Consider the following 19,134-nt stretch of genomic DNA (forward strand, 5'->3'; position numbering starts at 1 on the left):
GTCCCCGATCTGCCGGCGCGCGTTCAGTCCGGCACGAAAATCGCCCGGCCGTCGAGTTCGCAGCGCCGCAGCGGGTGGCCGAAGGCCTCGCTCAGCAGGTCGGCGCGCAGCACCTGGTCGCGCCCGCCCGCGGTGACGCCGCCGCGGCCATCGAGCAGGATCACCTGGTCGGCGAAGCGCGCGGCGAGGTTCAGGTCGTGCATCACCATGACCACGCCGCGGCCCGCCGGATCGCTGCGGGCGATGCGGCGGAACAGCTCCAGGGTGGCGATCTGGTGGTGCAGGTCGAGGTGGTTGAGCGGTTCGTCGAGCAGGAACAGGCGCGGCGCCTGCGCGAGCAGGGCAGCGATCGCCACGCGCTGGCGCTCGCCGCCGGACAGGGTCAGCACGTCGCGCCCCTCGAACCCGGCGAGGCCGGCGTCGGCCAGCGCCCGGCGGGCGATGGCGACATCCTCGGCGCCCTCCCAGCCCCAGCGGCCGAGGTGGGGATGGCGGCCGATCAGCACCGTCTCGAGCACGCTCGCGGCGAAATGGTCCGGCTGCTGCTGCACCAGCAGGCCGCGGAACCGCGCCGCCTCCAGCGTCGGCCACGCCGCGTAGGGCCGCCCGCCCAGGCGCACCGCGCCCACCGTGGGCGCGCGCAGCCCGGCCAGGGTGTGCAGCAAGGTGGTCTTGCCCGCACCATTGGGGCCGAGCAGCACCAGGCACTCCCCCGCCGCCAGGCTCAGGCTGAACTCGCAGCACAGCCAGCGCTCGCCCACCTGCAGCGCGAGGCGCTCGGCCTCGAGCAAGGGAGCGTCGTCGACGGGGCGGCGGACGGCGTTCATCGCGGGCTGCGCGAGAGCAGGAACAGAAAGACCGGCACCCCGATCAGCGCGGTCAGCACCCCCACCGGCAGCTGCTGGGGCGCGATCACCGTGCGCGCCGCGGTATCGGCCAGGGTCAGCAGGGTGCCGCCGGCGAGCGCCGCGGCCGGAATCAGCACGCGCTGGTCGTTGCCCACCGCCAGCCGCACCAGGTGGGGCACGATCAGGCCGACGAAGCCGACCGAGCCCACCAGCGTCACCGCGGTGGCGGTCAGCAGCGAAGCGAGCACGTACAGGCCGACGCGCAGGCGGGGTACCGCCACCCCGAGCGCACGTGCGCCAAGCTCGCCGCGCGCGAGCACGTTGAGGTCGCGCGCGCAGGGCGCCACCAGCGCCAGCGCCCCCACCAGCACCAGCACCGCCGGCCACGGCCGCACCGCCGCGCTGGCGTCCCCCATCAGCCAGAACAGCATCGATTTCACCCGCGTATCCGATGCCAGCGCGAGCATCAGCGACACCGCCGCGCCGCAGCCGGCGGCGACGATGACTCCGGTCAGCAGCAGCCGGGTCTGCGTCCAGCTGCCCTCGCCGTGCGCCAGCCCGAACACCAGCAGCATCGCGGTGAGTGCGCCAACGAAGGCCGATGCATCGATCCAGAAGCTCGCCGCGCCGAGCGTGATCGCGCCCAGCGCCCCCACCGCTGCGCCACCGGAAATGCCGAGGATGTAGGGGTCGGCGAGCGGATTGCGCAGCAGCACCTGCATCAGCGCGCCGGCGGTGGCGAGCAGGCCGCCGCAGACGAAGGCGGCGACCGCACGCGGCAGGCGCAGTTCGCGCACGATCGCGGCGGACATGCCCTGCTCGCTGCCGAACAGGGCGCCGAACACCGTGCCCGCCGGAATGTCGAGCTCGCCCGCCGACAAGGCCCACAGCAGGGCCAGCGCCGCCGACAGCGCAAGCCCGGCAAGGACGATCCGCGCCCGCCGTCCGGCAAGCGCGGGGCCGTGGGCGGAAGGCGGGCGGAACACGGCCACCGGGGCTCAGCGCGGGGTGTAGCGCAGGCCGACGAAGGCGGTGCGCCCTTCGGTGGCGAACACCGTGTTCTGGTAGCCGCGCTCGAGGACGTAGTCCTTGTCGCCCACGTTCTTGACTTGCGCCTCCAGCGTCCACGCCTTGTCGAAGCGGTAACGGGCGAACAGATCGACCAGGCCATAGCCGCCCATGCGCTGATCGTTGGCGGAATCTTCGTAGCGCGCGCCGACCGCGGTCCACTGGCCGCCCACGGTCCACGCGCCGACGCTGTAATCGACTCCGGCGAGCAGGCGCTGGCGGGGGCGCCGGCGCAGCACGTTGTCGGTTTCCTCGTCGCGCGGATCGAGGAAATCGGCGACCACGTTCCACTGCCAGGCCTGCGCGCGACCGCGGTAGCTGGCGGTCAGGCCGCGGATCCTGGCCTTGCCGATGTTCTCCGGAGTGAACCCCCAGTCGATGAGGTCGGAGATCCGGTTGTCGAAGTAGACCACGCGCACTTCCTCGCCGGCGCGCTCCCAGGCGAGGCCGACCTCACGGTTGCGCGCCGACTCCGGCGCGAGGTCCGGATTGCCGCCGAAGCAGCCGAAGGAAAAGCAGTTCACCGGATAGTACAGGTCGTTGAAACTGGGCGCCTTGAACGCCGTCCCCAGCGAGGCGAAGGCGCGCAGCGCCTCGGTGAGCTGGTAGCCGTAGGCGGCCGACCAGGTCTTCTCGCTGCCGAAGCGTTCGATGTCGTCGTGGCGGACGTTGATCTGCACGCCGTGCGCGCCGAACGCGGCGGTCCAGCCCAGGAAAGCCGAATCGGTGGTCCGCGAATCGACCACCAGGGCGCCGCTGGTGTCGACCTCCTGGCGCTGCTGCTCAATGCCGGCGAGCCAGGTGCCCCATGCCGTGCGAATGTCGTTCTGCCAGGAGACGAGGCCGGTATCGGTGACGAAGCGGTCCTTGGCCCCGGGGCGGAAGTTGTCGGCAGCGTATTCCATCGCCCCCACCCGCAGCGTGGACGTCCACCGCTCGCTCAGCCGGTTTCGCGTATAGGCGTTCCAGCTCAGGATGTCGTTGTCGGTGTGGTTGTCGAAATCGAAGTCGCCGTCGGTGTGGTTCTCGTCGGCGGAGCGCAGCACGTGCACGCCGAGCTCATGGCCCTCGGCCGGGCGCCACTGCAGGCTGCCCGAAGCGGCGCTGTTCTTGTAGCCGTCGCGGTCGGGATTGGCGCTCGGGCCGCGCGTCGCCGAGATGCCATCGGTCTGGAGCCGGCTGGCCGACAGCGCATAGGACCATTGCCCGGTTCCGCCGGCAACGCCGGCCTGCAGGTCGCGCGTGTCATGACTGCCGTAGCGCAGCGCCAGCCGCGGCTTGGCCGGGCCCTGGCCGCGGCGGGTGAACACCTGAACCACGCCGCCGATCGCCTCCGAGCCGTACAGCGACGAGGCCGGCCCGCGCAGGATCTCGATGCGCTCGATTTCGGCCGCGTTCAGGGTTTCGAACGGCGCCTGCCCGAGGGTGGCGGAGGTGACCGGCATGCCGTCGATGAGGAGCAGCGCGTGTCCGCTGTCGGTGCCGCGGATCAGCACCGAAACGGTTTTGCCCGGCAAGCCGCCGTCGGTGACGAACACCCCGGCGGTGCGGGACAGCACTTGCGCCAGGGTGGTGTCGCCGAGGCGTTCGATCTGTTCACGAGTGACCACGGTCACGTCGGCGAGCAAGTCGTCGGCCCTGCTTTCCTGGCGGGTCGCGGTGACCACGACGTGGTCGAGCTGGGGGTCGTCGGCCTGGGCCGGGACGAACGGATAAGCGAGCGCGCACGCGGAAACGAGCGCGGAAAGGCGGATTTTCATTTGAACGAGGAACTCCTTTCGCCATGGCGGGCGTCCCCGCACGTCATGGCAGCTGCACATGGACGTGCCGGGAGCGAGAGCGCACCGAACCGAGCAGGAAAACCCGCGCCCGTCGCCACCACCCCGCGGCACATCCGCCAATCGCGTTCGGCCGGTCTCCGGGCTCGGGCGCTGTACCGGCTGATGGGCCGGTCGCAGCGGATCGCCTTCCCGGGAGGGTGTCCCAGTGGCTGCGTGATCCGCCTTGCGCGCACTTACCGTTGCGGGGGCAGCACAGGCATTGCGACCATCGTTCAAGCGATGGGCCGCGCACCTGTTTCCCGTTTAACCCGGGGCGAGGACCGCCCACGGGCACCGATAACGCGTTGCCCCTTCCGGGGCAATGGGAATGGATGATACCGTCCCGGCCAAGATCGTGCAGCACGATCGACGACTCGACCCCGCTCCCACGCTCACCCGGACCTCCTGATTGTCATGACCTGCGAACTGATCCTGGGCGGGGCGCGCTCGGGCAAGAGCGGCGAGGCCGAGCGCCGCGCCGCCGCCTCCGGCCTCGCCGTCACCGTCATCGCCACCGCCGAGGCGCTCGACGACGAGATGGCGGCGCGCATCCGCCGCCACCGCGCCGACCGTCCCGCCGCCTGGCGCACCGTCGAAGCGCCGCTCGCGCTCGCCGCCACCCTGCGCCGCGAGGCCGCACCCGCGCGCTGCCTCGTCGTCGACTGCCTGACGCTGTGGCTCGCCAACCTCCTCGCCGGTGCCGAGACCCTGCCCCCCGGCGCCGACGCCGAGGCCCTGCCACGCTTTCGCGACGAGCGCGCCGCGCTCCTTGCCGCCCTCCCCGCCCTGCCCGGCCGGGTGATCCTGGTGGCGAACGAAGTCGGCCTCGGTCTGGTGCCGGAAACCCCGCTCGGGCGCCTGTTCCGCGACGAGGCCGGGCGGCTCAACCAGGCGGTGGCGGCGTGCTGCACGCAGGTGGTGTTCGTCGCCGCCGGCCTGCCGCTGGTGCTCAAGCAGGGCTAAACTGCGCCCTGGACGCCAACCGAGGAGCACGACATGGGCCTGCCCGCCGCAAAGCACGCCATGAACCTGGACCAATTCCTCGCCTGGGAGGCGCAACAGCCCGAACGCTGGGAGTTCGTCGACGGCGAAGCCTTCGCCATGGCAGGCGGCACCGACGTGCACAACACGATCTGCCTGAACACGGCCTTCGCCCTGCGCAGCGCATTGGCCGGCACCCGCTGCAGCGTCTTCATGACCGACGTCCGCCTGCGCCTGGCCGCGGACGACAGCCTGTTCTACCCCGACGTCTTCGTCAGCTGCGCGGATGCCGACCGCGCCCGCCGCCAGGTGAAGGAAGACCCGGCGCTGATCGCCGAAGTGCTGTCGCCGTCCACCGAAGCCTACGACCGCGGCCGCAAGTTCGAGGCCTACCGCCGCTTTCCCGGCCTGCGCACGGTGCTCTTCCTGTCACAGGAGCACGCCCACGTCGAGTGCTACAGCCGCCTCGACGACGGCGGCTGGCTGCTGAGCGAAGCCAGCGGCGAGCGCGCTGCCCTGCACCTCCCGGCGCTCGGCTTCGAGCTGGCGCTGGGCGAGCTCTACCGCGACCTTCCCGACGACTCCGCCACCACCGACACCCCCTCATGAACTTCGACATCGCCGCGCCCGACTCCGCCCTCGCCCCCGCCCTCCAGCACAAGATCGACCAGAAGACCAAGCCCCCCGGTGCGCTCGGCCGGCTGGAAGCGCTCGCGCTGCAGATCGGCCTGATCCAGCAGACGCTGACCCCCGCGCTGCGCCAGCCCCACCTCGCCGTCTTCGCCGCCGACCACGGCGCAGCGCGCGCCGGCGTGTCGGCCTTCCCCCAGGACGTCACCTGGCAGATGGTGGAGAACTTCCTCGCCGGCGGCGCCGCGATCAACGTCTTCAGCCGCCAGCTCGGCCTCGACCTCAGCGTCGTCGATGCCGGCGTCAATCACACATTCGCCCCCCGCCCGGCGCTGATCGACGCCAAGATCGCCGCCGGCACGGCCAACTACCTCGAACGCCCGGCGATGAGCGCCGAACAGCGCGACGCCGCGCTCGAGCGCGGACGCCGCCTCGCCCATGCGCTGGCGGACAACGGCTGCAACTGCATCGGCTTCGGCGAGATGGGCATCGGCAACACCGCCGCCGCCTCGCTGCTGACCCACTGCCTGATCGGCGCCGAGCGCGATGCCGACCTCGACACCGTCACCGGCCGCGGCACCGGCCTGGACGACACCGGCCTCGCACGCAAGCGCGCCCTGCTGCGCCAGGCGCTGGCGCGCGGCGGCTACCCGACCGACGCCCTGGAAGCGCTCGCCGAATACGGCGGGCTGGAAATCGCGATGATGGCCGGCGCCATGCTCGGCGCCGCGGAAAAGCGCATGGTGCTGCTGATCGACGGCTTCATCGTCACCTCGGCCCTGCTCGTCGCCCACGCCCTCGCCCCCGCGATCCTGCCCTACTGCGTGTTCGCCCACCGCTCGCAGGAGCCCGGCCACCGCGTCCAGCTCGCCTTCCTCGGCGCCGAACCGCTGATGGAGCTCGACCTGCGCCTGGGCGAAGGCACCGGCGCCGCGCTCGCCTACCCCCTCGTCCAGGCCGCGGTGAACTTCCTCAACGAGATGGCGAGCTTCGAGTCGGCCGGGGTCAGCGAGAAGGGCTGAAGGCGGAACCGGCCCGCGACGATGCGCTACCAGCTCGAACTTTTCTTCACCGCACTCGGTTTCTTCACCCGCCTGCCGGTGCCGGCCTGGGTGCCGTGGTCAACCGAGCGCCTGAACCACGCCGCGCGCTACTTCCCGCTCGTCGGCTGGGTGGTGGCGGGAATCGGCGCGGCGAGCTACCTCGCCCTCGCCCAGCTGCTGCCGCCCGCGCTCGCCGTGATCCTGTCGATGGCGGTGACCATCCGCGCCACCGGCGCCTTCCACGAGGACGGCTTCGCCGACGCCTGCGACGGCTTCGGCGGCGGCTGGGACAAGGCACAGGTGCTGACGATCATGAAGGACTCGCGCATCGGCAGCTACGGCACCGTCGGCATCGTGCTGATGCTGCTCGCCAAGGCTGCGGCCCTGCTCGAACTGGCGGCGGCCGGCGGCGGGCCCGCGGTGGCGCTCGCACTCTTCGTCGCCCACCCGCTGTCGCGCCTGGCCTCGACCAGCCTGATCCACCTGCTGCCCTACGTGCGCGAGGACGAAACCGCCAAGTCGAAGCCGCTCGCCAAACGCCTGACGCCGGCCGAACTCGCCATCGCCGCCGTCTTCGGCCTGCTCCCGCTGGTCTGGCTGGCGCCGGCGCAGGCGCTCGCCGCGGTGGCCGCGGTGGCCGGCGTCACCGCCTGGGCCGCGCGCATCTTCGTGCGCCGCCTCGGCGGCTACACCGGCGACCTGCTCGGCGCGACCCAGCAGGCAGCGGAGCTCGCCTGCTATGCCGGCCTGCTCGCCGGCGCGCGAGCGATCGCCCTGTAGCCGCGCGCACCGGCGCGGTCCTCGTCATGCGCCGAAGTCGTCCCGGAAGCGCTCGATCTGGTGCATCCGCTCGTGCAGGAGGGTGACGATGCCGATATCGCCGTTCGAAAGCCGGCGCCAGTAGACGACGTGCCGTTCGTAGCGGAAGAAGTAGCCCTCGATGCCGAACTCGGCGGGGATGGGCCTGGATGATGTGCGGTGGGTATCGATGCCGTCGAAGGACTCGAACAGGCCGGAAATGTAGCGGTCGGCTTGTTCCGTGCCCCAGCGATCGCGCGTGTAGCGATAGATCTCGTCAAGCCTCCAAGACGCCGCCTCCTGGATCAGGACCTGAGCCATGCCGTCAGCCTCGATTGCGCGCGATCACGTCGGCGGCGGCAAGGGGGCGGTACGAGTTCTCCGGAGCGGCAAAGGCATGGGCCAGTTCGGCCTTCAGCCGGTCGAAGGCTTCCTGCTCCTTGCGTTCCTTGTCGCGACGAATCAGGTCGCGCACGTATTCGCTGACATTCTCGTAGTCACCATGCTCGCCCACGTTGGCGGCGACGAAATCGCTGAGCGGTCCGCGGAGGCGAACCGTCATGGTCGTGGTCGTTGTCCGGGACATGCCTGGCTCCTGTTGCGGTCAATGTATTCAATATAATCAAAAATGAATACGCCGGCAAACATCCGGCAGGCTCTTCCTTGCCCGGTGCGGCTACACCGGCGACCTGCCCGGGGCGCTGGAGCATGCCGCCTCACCAACGACTACCAAAGGATGGGGTTTGTGGAGCGCTTACGGTGATATCGACCCCGAAGAGGCATTAATCACCTCGGTGGCCCTCCAAAACTCACACGCGACCACATGCAATCATCACCTATAGTAAAATTTGCGAAGTTATTCAATTGCTGTAAATTCTAAAATTTATAGATAAACTGCACTGCATGGACCCTATCCGCAATCCTTTTTCCCCCGGCGCTGGCACTCCGCCCCCCGAACTTGCCGGCCGTGATGACCTGCGCGAATCCTTGCGCATCGCGCTCGAGCGCGCCAGGATCGGTCGCCCGGCGAAGAGCGCCATGCTGGTCGGCCTGCGCGGTGTCGGCAAGACGGTACTGCTGGACCGCATCAGGATGGATGCCGAGGCGGCCGGCATCCACACGGCCCGAGTCGAGGCGCCCGAAGGGCGTTCACTGCCAGCCCTGCTTTCACCTCAGTTGCGTCAGGCTCTGCTGCGCCTGAGTCAGATCGCGGCCGCGAAGGACTACGCCGTGCGCGGTCTGCGTGCGCTGGCGGGTTTCGTCCGCAAGCTCAAGGTCACTTTCGGCGATATTGAGGTGGGCATCGACTACGAGCCCGAGCCGGGCTTGGCCGACAACGGCGATCTTGAGCACGACCTGCAAGCGCTGTTCGAGCAAGTCGGCCTAGCGGCCAAATCGGCCAACACGGCCCTGGCGATCTTCATCGACGAACTGCAATACGTGGAGGAGGTGCAACTGGCAGCCCTCATCACGGCAATACATCGGACCGAGCAGCGGCAGTTGCCCATCGTTCTGGTCGGTGCAGGTCTGCCACAATTACGAGGGCAGATGGGGAACGCTAAGTCGTATGCCGAACGCCTGTTTGATTTCCCCATGATCGGACCGCTGCCGCCCGCCGCAGCCCGCCTCGCAATCGAGAAGCCAATCGAGAACGAGGGCGAGGCGATCACCGAACGAGCCGTGAGCCAGATACTGCAGGTCACCCAAGGCTACGCATACTTCCTGCAGCAGTGGGGCAGCCACACGTGGCAGGCGGCGCAGGCATCACCGATCGATATCGATGCCGTCAATGCAGCGTCCGTCACCGCCGTGGCGGCGCTCGATGAGAGCTTCTTCCGCGTGCGCTTCGACCGCCTCACCCCGAAAGAGAAAAAGTATCTCCGTGCAATGGCCGAGTTGGGCGAAGGCCCCCACAGATCGGGTGACATCGCCACCTGCTTCAACGCAGCAGTGTCTTCACTGGCGCCGACACGCAGTTCCCTGATCACCAAGGGCATGGTCTGGAGCCCCAACCACGGTGACACCGCCTTTACGGTGCCGATGTTTGATGAGTTCATGAAGCGGATCATGCCGGGGAACGACTGGCGCTGATCGTGCTTGGCTGCTTTCGGTGCGCACGCTCATCCGCAGTAGGAGCCAGCGGGCTCCTGCAGCAGGCGACGAAACTCGCCTGCTATGTCGGCCTGTTGACAGGCGTGGGAAGAGTCGCCCTGTAGCCGCGCGCACCGGCGCGGTCCTCACCCACGCTGCGTGCAGCACGATCGTCAGCGGTAAACCTCGCCCCGGTTGCCAAGTTGCACGACCAGCACCCGCATCCGGCCGTCTTGCAGATCGCAGATCACTCGGTAATCACCCACCCGATAACGCCACAACCCACCCAGCGGGCCGGTAAGCGCCTTGCCGGCGCTGCACGGGTCGCCGCTGCCGACCACCCGACCGTCGAGGTAGTCGAGGATGCGACGGGCCGTGGGCTTGTCCAGTCCGCGCAACTGCTTGAGCGCGGTGTCGGTGTAATCAATCATCCAGGCCAAGATCCGCCCTCACGTCAGCGGCGGAGTGCACCGGCTCCTGACCCTTGCGCACACGTTCGAGCACATCGGCGGAGAGGTAGTAATCCTCCATGTCCTCGATGCCCTGCTCGATGATCTGCCGCAGGTAGAACGCCTTGCTGCGGCCGGTGGTGGTAGCAAGCAGATCAAGCCGACGCTCGATCTCGGTATCAAGTCGGATGGAAGTAGGCATGATCGCCCCTAATGAATACGTGTATTCATTAAAGCACAAGGCGGAGACGACGTCGACGCGCCGCCCGGCCATCGATGCAGTCGAGAATGGGGCGCCGCCGCTTCAACCACTCATGCCCAGGCTGAGCAGCCCCACCATCGACTTGACTGATCGTGTCAAAACCGGGGCTGCGTTCCCCCGAAAGAGCTTTGTAGAGGCTTTCGCGGGAGAGCCCGGCGTCTCTGACGACCTGAGCCATGCCTTTAGCGCGGGCAATGTCACCAAGCGCTTTGGCAATGAAGAGCCTGTCAGAAATTTTGCGCGCGAGGCGTAAGGCGGCCTTGATGTCCCTGGCCTGAATGCTCTTGTCGCCACCGGCCAGCAGAATGATCAGCTCACGCCCTCGCTGCTTGAAATACACCCGGTAGCCGGGACCGTAGTTGATTCTCAGCTCGGAGACACCTTCGCCAATAGGCTCGACATCGCCGGGATTTCCACCGGCAAGACGCTCAATTCTGGCTTGGACTCGCGCCCGCGCCTGGATGTCGCGCAAAGTGTCGAGCCACTCCGGCGACCTGCTCGGGGCGCTGCAGCAAACGGCGGAACTCGCCTGCCATGTCGGCCTGTTACACAGGCGCGCGAGTGATCGTCCTGTAGCAGCGCACACCGGCGAGGTCCTCATCCACGCTGCGTGCAGCACGATCACTTCGTGACCAAGACGGTTGCGCATGGGCACGAAGGGTCAGTCACTTAGCGGCCACCGACTTCTGCCGACCCGTTACTGCCGTTGAGCTTATAGGGAAGCTGTCATTCAACGAACAAGGTAAGCCGGCCGCCCTAGGCGGCTCGACCTGACCGCAAAGTTAGATGTTAGCGTTTATTATTAATGTTGACTGCATAAAAATTAATATATTGAATTGTTCCAACTCCGGAATTCACCATGATTTTAGGCTCTATGCCGTTTCCAGTGGAAATTGACTTCTCAACAGACATGAGCATCGGTGGTACAACCGCCCAACGCTGACAGTAACCGTAACCTCGCACCGCATGAACACCCAGATCGAAGCCCTCTTCACCACCGCACTTGGCCTGCAGCCGCCCTGGCACGTTGCCAAGGTCGAACTCAACACGGGCAAGCGCCGGATCGACTTCGAGGTCGAGCACACCGGTCGTCGTGCCGCGTGTCCGGCGTGTGGAGCCGAGCACCAGTTGGTCCACGACCGCGTGCGGCGCAGCTGGCGTCACCTGGATTTCTTTCAGTTCGAAGCGTGGCTGCATGCCGAGATCCCGCGTGTGCAGTGCAACGGCTGCGGCAAGACCACGCAGTTGCCGGTGCCGTGGGCGCGTGAGGGGAGCGGCTTTACCCTGCTGTTCGAGGCGCTGAGCCTGTCGCTGTGCCAGGAGATGCCGGTGAGCCAGGCAGCCAACCTGTTGCGGGTTGCGCCCAAGCGCCTGTGGCGTCGGGTGCGCCATTACGTCGAGGTGGCCCGTGCCAAGGACGACATGTCGGGCGTGCGCTACGTCGGGATCGACGAGACCAGCGTCAAGCGCGGGCACGCGTACATCACCGTCGTGCATGACCTTGAAGCCAAGCGCTTGCTGTTCGCCACACCAGGCCGCGATCACGTGACGGTGCAGGCCTTTGCGCAGGACATGCGCGCGCACGGCGGCGACCCGCAGGCCATCGAGCATGCCTGCATCGACATGAGCGCAGCCTACGCCAAGGGGATCGGCCAGTCGCTGCCCAATGCCCAGATCAGCTACGACCGCTTTCATGTCGTCGCGCTGGCAAGCGCGGCGATGGACGAGGTCCGACGCGAAGAGATGCGCAGCTCCGCGGCAGCGGTTCGTGAAGCGGTCGGCGCACAGAGCAAGAAGACGCTGCGCCAGCTGCTGTGGGGGATGCGCAAGAACCCGGTGAGCTGGACCCGCGCTCAGTTCGAGGCGATGCACTGGCTGCAGCGTTCGAATCTGAAGAGTGCGCGCGCCTGGCGCCTGAAGCAGGCACTGCGCCTGGTCTACAGCGAAGCGGGCGCGAGCAACAGCGAGGAGCTCGCGCACGGGGCGATGTCGAAATGGTTGAGCTGGGCACGCCGCAGTCGCCTGGAGCCCTTCAAGCGGCTGGCCGCCACGCTGAAGGCGCACCTCGGTGGCGTCGTACGCGGCATGCTCGACGGTCGCAGCAACGCCTACGTCGAAGCGATGAACGGTCTGCTCCAGCAGACCAAGACCGCCGCCCGAGGCTTCCGCAACATCGACAACTTCATCGCCATGGCCTACCTGCGCATGTCTAAGCTCAAGCATCTACCGAACAACCCCTTGGTGCCGGCCATCCCCCGCGACTACGGGCGCTACCGTCATGTCTGTTGAGAAGTCAATTTCCACTGGAAACGGCATAGAGCCTGATTTTAACTCTGGCGGACGATTTTTTTTTGGAAAATGCAGAGAACTCAGGCAAGTCATTATCGATTGTCCATGTGGCAGAATCACCCTTTAATTCATTGTATTTTCCCATTGCGAGATCACTTTTTCTTGGGAGTGTTTCTATTGACTGCACCAAAATCTGATTTTCTAAATCGTATTTAACTAAAGAAATATTTACATACCTGTTATCTGTTACAAAATTTATATGCAATATCTTGTTTTTTGATTTTGCCACTTCTGATGCGTCAAGTGTAGCATTATCATATGTGTTGTATTGCCAATTCTTTGTATTTAGCTGATTCATTATGACACCTTCATACACGGTAAATGCATCGTCGCTTGATATTTGAAGTGCATTTTTTATGTGATCAGTTATTTTCTTGTCGTCGCCACTAAGGCTTTCATAGCCGCCTAATGCCCATGAATTTAGACTAAATATGGCAAGAAAAATAAATACTTTAATTTTCATAAGAAATCTCGTTTGGTTGGTAAAAAATTTTGTAACTACTCAGTAGGCCCCACCGGTTCAGCAATTCAAGCGAATCGAGGCTAATGACATCCCATTACACATAACTCAACCTGATTAGCAATGAACCTCAGCGGTCCGAATCGCGCGCTGCGGGAGCGGCCCGCAGTTGGCTGCGGCGACGAGCAGGCGCGTATGCAGTGCCCGGAGATCGAATCGGCGGTTGAAGCGGTAGGCGAAAGCGGCGAGGTAACGCGCCGCATACTTTCGGAAGTCGAATGCATGGTAGCTCCCGTTCAGACTGGTCTTGAGGTTGCCCAGCACGGTGTTGATCCACTGGAATTCGGGCAAGTCCTTCGGTTTGCGTCCAGCGACGACGGTCGGCTGATGCGTGCATCCAGCCGCCGTGACCGCACCGAAACACGCCAGCCCATCGGAGAACACAGTGCTGCCGGGGGCCAGATGCGTCGTCGCCCACTGCCCGATCGCCTGGAGGCTGAAGCCCGGTACGGGCGTGAGTTTGGCGCGCAGTAAGCGGTAACTGACCGGCGTCCTTGCCTACTTCGAGATTGCGAAGAGATCGGATCGCAACGGGTTGGCAGCGAAGTGCTGCTTCCACAGCCTGGGGGTGAGTTGCGCCACGTCGGCGGCCGGGTGCTGCCCGACACGCTGGAGCACATCGACCAGGTACGCATAGGGGTCGATGTCGTGCAGGCGGCAGGTGGCGATCAGGCTTTGCGCGATGCCCACGTATTTGGCGCCGACCTCGGTCCAGCAGAAGAGCCAGTTGCGACGGCCCATCGGCACCACGCGCAGGGCGCGCTCCAGGTGATTGGTGTCGATCGGCACCTCGGGGTCGGCCAGATACACCTCGAGGGCGGCGCGGCGCTCGCGCACATACGCCATGGCGGTGGTGAGCGGGGAGCTGGGAGCTGGGCAGCAGGCCCTGGGATTCGAACTGGGCATCGACCCAGGCGAAGAACTGGTGGACCACGGGCTTCGCCTGCGCGAGCCGGTGCGCGCGGCGTGCTTCGCCGACGAGCTTGGCTTCGCGGATGTGCTTCTCCACCGCGTACAGCTTGCCAATCATGTCCAGCGCCTGGCCTGCGCGCTCGGGCTCGACCGACTGCGCATCGAAGAACTTCCGCCTCGAATGGGCCCAGCATTGAGCGTGTGTGAGCCCGCATTTTTCAGCGTAGCGTTCGTAGGCCCCGTAGCCATCAGTGAGCAGCACCGCCCCCTTGGGCGGCGGGTCGGTGCCCAGTGTCTGCGCGATGTGCTTGCCGCCCCGGCCCTCGTGATAGGGGAAGCAGATCTCGTCACGCTCGCCATAGACCGGCCAGAAATAGCCGCCCTTCATCTTGCCCGGGCCGGCACGGCCCGCCTTGATCGGGGTCTCGTCCATCGCCTTGACCCGGCTCGCGCGGATCGAGTCGAGTTGGGCGACAAAGACCGGTTCGAGCAGTGAGAGCGCCGCGTGGGTGAGTTGCGTGAGCCACGGGCGCGAGACCTTGATGCCGTTGTCCCCGAGCCGTTGGTGCTGGCGATACAGCGGCTGGTGGTAGCAGAACTTGTCGGTGATGAGCCCGGCGACGAAGCTCACGTCGGCCCGGCTGCCCTCGATCACCCCGACCGGCGCCGCCGGGCAAGACATCACCTGGGTGTCGCGGTGCTTGATCACCGGGCGCACGTATTTGAGGATGACGTAGCTGCCCGGGCGCTGCGCGAGCCGGAAACTCGTCTTCTCGCCAATCACCTCGTACTGGTCCGGGGCGAGCCCTTCGGCGTCCGGGTTGGGCAGCGCGATCGTCTCGACCGGCACCCGGGTCTCGTCAAAGAACAGCGCCGGCTCGTCGTCCCGGGCGTAATCGGTGGCGCGGGCCCGGCGGGTGTGGGCGGCGATGTCCTTGCCAGGCGGCGGGGGCGAGGATTCGGGCACCGGCAACTCGCCCAGGTGCATCTGATGCGGGTCGGCCTCGAAGAGGCGCTTCTCGCTCTTCTGGCCGAACAGCTGCCGCCGGAACCAGTCGAGCTGGTGTTTCATCGCCTGGAACTCAAGCCGCATCGCATCGAGTTGGCGCTGTGTGGCCGCGTTCGCCTGGGCCAGTTCCACGACTTGCTCAGGGGCCCAGCGGGCGGCCTCGGCAAGCGTCGGAACGGTCAGGAAAACGGGCGTTGTCATGGCCCGCATTTTACCGCAAAAGCCAGCATTCATGCGGCTTTCACCGCGATTTCTGGCAGTTTGAAGCGGCGTTTGAAGCGCGCCGGCTCGATGCCTTCGAGCAGCAATTTGAGCCCTGTCCAGTCCATCTCGCGGCTGACCGCCTTGGACCAGTCCGACACGAAGCGCCCCGACTCGAGCCGCTTGGCCCAGATGCAAAAGCCGCTGCGATCCCAGTACAGCACCTTCATCTGGGTCGCCCGCCGGTTGATGAACACGAACAGATGCCCCGACAAAGGGTCCTGTCCCACGCCGTGGTGTGCCAGTGCATAGAGCCCGTCGAAGGATTTGCGCATATCGACCGGCCGACCATACAGGTGCACCCGTACCGTGCCCTCCGGGAAGAACATCAGCCGCGCACCAGGTGCAGTACCAGTCCGCCACCCAGATCGAGCTTGAGCTCGAGGCGCGAGGCGCCGCCTGAGCCCAGCACGCCCAGATCGACGAACGCCTCTTGCCGAGCCGGCGTTCGAGCGTCTGCTGCACCGCTCGCCAGAGCAACGAGTGCCCGCCAGCGTTGAAAGCTCGAGACGCTGATCGACTCGCGCGCGCAAAACGCCGCCACGCTCAGTCCGCTCGATACATGGCGGGCGAACACCTCCCGCCACTCGTCCCGACTGCGCCGCCGCCACTTGCGCTTGATTGCTCCTGCCATGAACACCGCCTCCGTTGTTGAACCTGGAGGCGATTGTCCACGCCGATCATGCGACCGGGAACAACGCCGGGCAGTTACCGCTTACGGCGCGCAAGGGGTGGCCGTCATCACTGAGGGAGACGGCGGCGACGAAAGGGACCTTGTTTTCCGAGCCGCGACCGACCTTGCCTCCGCTGCGCTCACCGCCGAGGTAGGCATCATCGATCTGGACCTGGCCTTCGAGGACATAGCGCTGCTCGCGTTCGGCCATCGCCTGCATCAGCTTGTGGTGGATCAGCCAGGCGGTCGGGTAGCTCACCCCCAGGTGCCGCTTGAGGGCGAGCGCCGACAGACCGGTCTTGGCTTGGCTGATGAGGTAGATCGCGAGGAACCACACGGTCAGGGCCAATTTCGTGCCCTGCATCACGGTGCCCGCGATCAGCGAGGTCTGATGCCGACAGGCCTGGCACTGGAACAGCGCGTGGGTTCGCCCGCGCACCCGGCTGTAGGCGGCCCCATCGCAACTCGGGCACCGAAACCCCTGCGGCCAGCGCGCCTGCTCCAACGCCGCCGCGCACTGCGCTTCGGTCCCGTAGCGCTTGAGAAACTCGGGCATCGACAGGCCGGGTTGAAACTGGATTCGGTTCATTGCCATGGCTCCACCTCTCACCAGATATACTGTACGTACATACAGTATAGGCCCGGCGACCGTGGCCGGCCAGCTTGGCTGATCATCATTGCTAATCAAGTAACTCATTCACCGTCTTCAAGCTCTCGCTCAAACTGCCGCCCTGCCGCGTACTCCATGATCCGCTGCAGCCCCGATCCAGATCGTTTTCACACCGGGCTCACCGTCGCCTTTGCGCCCCAGAAATCCCCCCAACTTGGCTACCAGGCGGATGACTTCGTTGAGCGGAGGGGGCGTCTTGGGTGGTCGGCGCTTGTTGAGGATGAAGGCCGCTTCCCATTCATCGCGTTCGAAAAGCAGTTCTGCTTCCAGGTCCGGGCAGGTGCGCCCCAGCCGCATCAGCCGGCCGATGCGCCACGACACCACCATGAACAGCGTCAGTGCCCGTTCCAGCCGTTCGATAGACTGCAGCTGCAGCGCTTCGACCTTACAGCCGTTTTTAAGTACATGAAAAAAAGCTCAATTTCCCAACGCGCACGGTACCAGTCAATCAGCTCCACGGCGGCTTCGAAGTCGGGCGCTTCGCGATTGGTGATCAGGCGCCATTCGAGCCCTTTGACGTCTTCAGGCGGGTCGATTTCGCGCGCGATGACGCAGGTGGCGTCCATCACGTCCTTGCGGCCGATCTTGATCTGCACCCGTTCGACCCATACGTGCTGACGGAACACGCGTGCCGGCTGCCCCGGACGCGCCGGCAGGGTAAAGCGCACAGCGCCCAGCGGTGCCGTGGCCAGCATGCGTTGCTGTGTGCAGGTGGCGTGCGGCGCGAGCAGATCCTCCCAACCGACATCGTCATGGGAGAACAGTCGATAAGCCCGCTGCGTCTCGGCCCAGCCGCCACAGGCCGCCGGAATGCTTGCCGTGGGCTGCGCAGCCAGCCGCTCGGCGAGCAGGGCTGTGCGCCGGTTCAGGCGTTGGTCGCCCAGGTCGAGGGTGCGGAATTCTTCGGTAGCCCAGCTCATCGGAGGTCGGAAGGAAGGGAAAGGGGACGGCAGGTTACGCTATGACGCGGGAGTTGTGTGTAATGGGATGGCATAAAGCATATCACTTCGCCCAGATGACCGCTATCCGGATTGGGTGGTTAGCGACGGCTTGTGGTCGAAACTATGCCTGCCAGCATCGGTCCCGTAAGCGGCCGCGCGTCACGTCGCGGACTCGCAGGAAACGGCCGTGGCGTCAGACCAAGACGCCGGGGTCTTGCATACCAGCGGGCGCGATGCCATAGGACAACCCCACTCTCCTGAACCTGTGCCTTCGCATTGTCATTTTTCCAGCCTCAATCACGCCCAGCCTCCCGCTCCAGCCACGCCGAAAACTCCAGCGGCCTGAGCCCGAAGCGGATCGCATTGCCGGGGTGAAGCGTCTTGAATTCGGCCAGCGTCAACGTCACGAAACGTCCCCGGTCCTCCTCGGCCACCTTTGCCGGCAACACGGCGCGGATCGCTGCTTCGTCGGCGGCCTGCCCGCCGCGCACGATGGCGGCAACGGCTGCGGCGAGTTCGTTGCGGTAGCGCAGGCGGAACGTGTCGGGCGGCACGAGCTGCTGCTGCACGGCGACGTATTGCTGGCACGAACGCTCGTAGGCCCAGACGAATACATCGCGCAGCAGGGCGACGTCGTTGAGTTCATACACCCCCAGCATCGCATCGACGTAAGCCTGTGCCGGCACGTCGATGAAGGACAGCGGGCAGAGATTGTGGCGGACCAGCGGAAAGTTGGCGGCGAGGCGCGAAACACGTTTATTCACGTCTTCGAAGGGTTGCAGGTAAGGCAGGTGCACCATCAGGAAGAAGGCCTGCTCGAAGGGGTCGTCGATCTCGCCGGCAATCTCGAGCACGATGCCGAACAGCTCTGCGAGGCGCTGCGGCAGCGCGACCGGGAGATAAACGCTGCCGCCGATGCCTTCCGGATGTCGGGCGGTCACGTCGACGATGGGCTGAAATGCCTCGGTGCGGATTTTTTTGGCATGAATCAGCTTTATTTGGCGCGCAAATCAGTTTATCTGGCGCGCAACATCGAATCGCGCCACAAAAATGCGCTGCAATGAGAGCGGCCATGCCGGAAACCGGTAACGCGCAGAAAGCGCCGTCCCCGGAGTGATTTTGCAGATCGAACGTTTTATCTAAGATCCGCACCACAGACACCGATCGAGCGGCACGCACCATCAGCACCACGAACCATCAACCCACCCCAGGCCTCACCCCCCACCCGCCGAAGCCCATGGAACTCCACCTGATCCGCCACCCGCGTCCCGCGGTCGAGCCCGGCATCTGCTACGGCCAGCACGATGTCGGCCTCGCCGAATCCGCCGCCGCGGTCGCCGCCCGCCTGCGGCCGCTGCTGCCGCCGGATTACGCGCTGTACGCCAGCCCGCTCGCCCGCGCCCGCCTGCTCGCCGAGGAACTCGGCACCCCGCTGCTCGACGCCCGCCTGAAGGAGATGCATTTCGGCGACTGGGAAGGGCGCAGCTTCGCTGCCATCGGCCCCGCGATCGACGCCTGGGCGGCCGACCCGCTCGGCTTTCGCGCCCCGGGCGGCGAGTCGGCGCGCGAGATGGCGGCGCGCGTGCTGGACTGGCTCGCGGCGCTGCAGCAGGCCGCGCCGGCGCAGCCGGTCGTCGTCGTCGCCCACGGCGGCCCGCTGCGCGTGCTCGCCGGCCATCTCCTCGGCCTGCCCGCCGAGCGCTGGCTGGGGCTGGACTTCCAGTGCGGCCAGGCCACCCGGCTCGACCTCGAAAGCTGGGGCACGACCCTGCGCTGGTTCAATCGCTGAACGTCTGGCGCCACCCGATG

The 19,134-nt window shown here is 66.1% G+C and carries 19 protein-coding genes, 4 pseudogenes and 1 riboswitch; of the genes and pseudogenes, 7 read left to right on the plus strand and 16 right to left on the minus strand.

Features of this window, described 5'->3' with window-relative positions; genetic code table 11:
- Window positions 1-23 precede the first annotated feature (23 nt).
- The 3 genes from Tharo_RS16270 to Tharo_RS16280 form a co-directional block, all read right to left on the minus strand.
- Window positions 24-827, minus strand: a complete 804-nt coding sequence (locus Tharo_RS16270) for an ABC transporter ATP-binding protein (RefSeq protein ID WP_107222106.1) — start codon at window positions 825-827, stop codon at window positions 24-26.
- On the minus strand, window positions 824-1,780 hold the full coding sequence (locus Tharo_RS16275) for a FecCD family ABC transporter permease (RefSeq protein ID WP_425444961.1): 957 nt from the start codon (window positions 1,778-1,780) through the stop codon (window positions 824-826). Before Tharo_RS16275 ends, Tharo_RS16270 begins: the two co-directional genes overlap by 4 nt.
- A gap of 66 nt (window positions 1,781-1,846) precedes the next feature.
- Window positions 1,847-3,676 (minus strand): TonB-dependent receptor domain-containing protein, encoded by a 1,830-nt coding sequence (locus Tharo_RS16280; RefSeq protein ID WP_159051724.1) that lies wholly within the window; start codon window positions 3,674-3,676, stop codon window positions 1,847-1,849.
- 132 nt (window positions 3,677-3,808) lie between these two features.
- Window positions 3,809-4,050: riboswitch (cobalamin riboswitch) on the minus strand.
- Between the two features lie 100 nt (window positions 4,051-4,150).
- On the opposite strand from Tharo_RS16280, the gene cobU reads away from it, so the two are divergent.
- From cobU to Tharo_RS16300, 4 genes are read left to right on the plus strand one after another with little or no spacing between them, the layout of a single operon-like run.
- Window positions 4,151-4,699, plus strand: coding sequence for a bifunctional adenosylcobinamide kinase/adenosylcobinamide-phosphate guanylyltransferase (gene cobU / locus Tharo_RS16285; protein ID WP_107222108.1), 549 nt, complete (start codon window positions 4,151-4,153; stop codon window positions 4,697-4,699).
- Window positions 4,700-4,732: 33 nt separating this feature from the next.
- Window positions 4,733-5,326, plus strand: a complete 594-nt coding sequence (locus tag Tharo_RS16290) for a Uma2 family endonuclease (RefSeq protein ID WP_107222109.1) — start codon at window positions 4,733-4,735, stop codon at window positions 5,324-5,326.
- Complete coding sequence (gene cobT, locus Tharo_RS16295; protein ID WP_107222110.1) at window positions 5,323-6,369, plus strand: nicotinate-nucleotide--dimethylbenzimidazole phosphoribosyltransferase; 1,047 nt, start codon at window positions 5,323-5,325, stop codon at window positions 6,367-6,369. Before Tharo_RS16290 ends, cobT begins: the two co-directional genes overlap by 4 nt.
- A gap of 21 nt (window positions 6,370-6,390) precedes the next feature.
- Complete coding sequence (locus tag Tharo_RS16300; protein WP_107222111.1) at window positions 6,391-7,170, plus strand: adenosylcobinamide-GDP ribazoletransferase; 780 nt, start codon at window positions 6,391-6,393, stop codon at window positions 7,168-7,170.
- 24 nt (window positions 7,171-7,194) lie between these two features.
- On the opposite strand, the gene Tharo_RS16305 is transcribed toward Tharo_RS16300, so the two are convergent.
- The gene (locus tag Tharo_RS16305; protein WP_107222112.1) at window positions 7,195-7,509 is read right to left on the minus strand and encodes a type II toxin-antitoxin system RelE/ParE family toxin; all 315 of its coding nucleotides are present in this window, start codon (window positions 7,507-7,509) and stop codon (window positions 7,195-7,197) included.
- A 4-nt stretch (window positions 7,510-7,513) separates the two neighbouring features.
- Window positions 7,514-7,750, minus strand: coding sequence for a ribbon-helix-helix domain-containing protein (locus tag Tharo_RS16310; RefSeq protein WP_211309627.1), 237 nt, complete (start codon window positions 7,748-7,750; stop codon window positions 7,514-7,516).
- A 341-nt stretch (window positions 7,751-8,091) separates the two neighbouring features.
- Here Tharo_RS16310 and Tharo_RS16315 point away from each other — a divergent pair, with 341 nt between their 5' ends.
- A complete protein-coding gene (locus tag Tharo_RS16315; RefSeq protein ID WP_107222114.1) occupies window positions 8,092-9,279 on the plus strand; it encodes an ATP-binding protein in 1,188 nt (395 codons plus the stop codon).
- Window positions 9,280-9,452: 173 nt separating this feature from the next.
- Here Tharo_RS16315 and Tharo_RS16320 read toward each other — a convergent pair whose 3' ends face one another.
- Genes Tharo_RS16320 through Tharo_RS18105 form a run of 3 tightly spaced genes read right to left on the minus strand, consistent with a single transcriptional unit; the run spans window position 9,453 to window position 10,639 of the window.
- Window positions 9,453-9,710, minus strand: coding sequence for a type II toxin-antitoxin system RelE family toxin (locus tag Tharo_RS16320; RefSeq protein ID WP_245880944.1), 258 nt, complete (start codon window positions 9,708-9,710; stop codon window positions 9,453-9,455).
- Window positions 9,703-9,930, minus strand: a complete 228-nt coding sequence (relB, locus tag Tharo_RS16325; protein ID WP_107222116.1) for a type II toxin-antitoxin system RelB family antitoxin — start codon at window positions 9,928-9,930, stop codon at window positions 9,703-9,705. The genes Tharo_RS16320 and relB overlap by 8 nt, the downstream gene beginning before the upstream one ends.
- A 28-nt stretch (window positions 9,931-9,958) precedes the next feature.
- Window positions 9,959-10,639, minus strand: coding sequence for a type II toxin-antitoxin system RelE/ParE family toxin (locus Tharo_RS18105; protein WP_425444939.1), 681 nt, complete (start codon window positions 10,637-10,639; stop codon window positions 9,959-9,961).
- A 317-nt stretch (window positions 10,640-10,956) separates the two neighbouring features.
- Here Tharo_RS18105 and Tharo_RS16335 point away from each other — a divergent pair, with 317 nt between their 5' ends.
- Window positions 10,957-12,279, plus strand: a complete 1,323-nt coding sequence (locus tag Tharo_RS16335) for an ISL3 family transposase (RefSeq protein WP_107222118.1) — start codon at window positions 10,957-10,959, stop codon at window positions 12,277-12,279.
- A gap of 4 nt (window positions 12,280-12,283) precedes the next feature.
- Here Tharo_RS16335 and Tharo_RS17610 read toward each other — a convergent pair whose 3' ends face one another.
- From Tharo_RS17610 to Tharo_RS16370, 8 genes and pseudogenes are all read right to left on the minus strand, one after another.
- Window positions 12,284-12,802, minus strand: coding sequence for a hypothetical protein (locus Tharo_RS17610; protein ID WP_159051725.1), 519 nt, complete (start codon window positions 12,800-12,802; stop codon window positions 12,284-12,286).
- 114 nt (window positions 12,803-12,916) lie between these two features.
- Window positions 12,917-13,330 (minus strand): annotated as a pseudogene (locus Tharo_RS16340) (IS1595 family transposase); the annotation flags it as partial.
- Between the two features lie 27 nt (window positions 13,331-13,357).
- Window positions 13,358-14,981 (minus strand): annotated as a pseudogene (gene tnpC, locus Tharo_RS16345) (IS66 family transposase).
- A gap of 29 nt (window positions 14,982-15,010) precedes the next feature.
- Window positions 15,011-15,370: an IS66 family insertion sequence element accessory protein TnpB gene (gene tnpB, locus Tharo_RS16350; protein WP_107219750.1), complete on the minus strand. Its 360-nt coding sequence runs from the start codon at window positions 15,368-15,370 to the stop codon at window positions 15,011-15,013.
- Entirely contained in the window at window positions 15,370-15,675 is a 306-nt protein-coding gene (tnpA, locus tag Tharo_RS16355) for an IS66 family insertion sequence element accessory protein TnpA (RefSeq protein WP_107219751.1), read from the minus strand. The genes tnpB and tnpA overlap by 1 nt, the downstream gene beginning before the upstream one ends.
- An 88-nt stretch (window positions 15,676-15,763) precedes the next feature.
- Window positions 15,764-16,309 (minus strand): annotated as a pseudogene (locus Tharo_RS16360) (IS1595 family transposase); the annotation flags it as partial.
- Window positions 16,310-16,407: 98 nt separating this feature from the next.
- Window positions 16,408-17,304, minus strand: a pseudogene (locus tag Tharo_RS16365) (IS4 family transposase).
- Between the two features lie 314 nt (window positions 17,305-17,618).
- Complete coding sequence (locus Tharo_RS16370) at window positions 17,619-18,323, minus strand: Fic family protein (RefSeq protein WP_342749596.1); 705 nt, start codon at window positions 18,321-18,323, stop codon at window positions 17,619-17,621.
- Between the two features lie 239 nt (window positions 18,324-18,562).
- Here Tharo_RS16370 and cobC point away from each other — a divergent pair, with 239 nt between their 5' ends.
- Window positions 18,563-19,114: an alpha-ribazole phosphatase family protein gene (cobC, locus tag Tharo_RS16375; RefSeq protein ID WP_107222119.1), complete on the plus strand. Its 552-nt coding sequence runs from the start codon at window positions 18,563-18,565 to the stop codon at window positions 19,112-19,114.
- The last annotated feature ends 20 nt before the right edge of the window (window positions 19,115-19,134 follow it).

This window comes from Thauera aromatica K172, assembly GCF_003030465.1.
Classification (GTDB): Bacteria; Pseudomonadota; Gammaproteobacteria; order Burkholderiales; family Rhodocyclaceae; genus Thauera; species Thauera aromatica.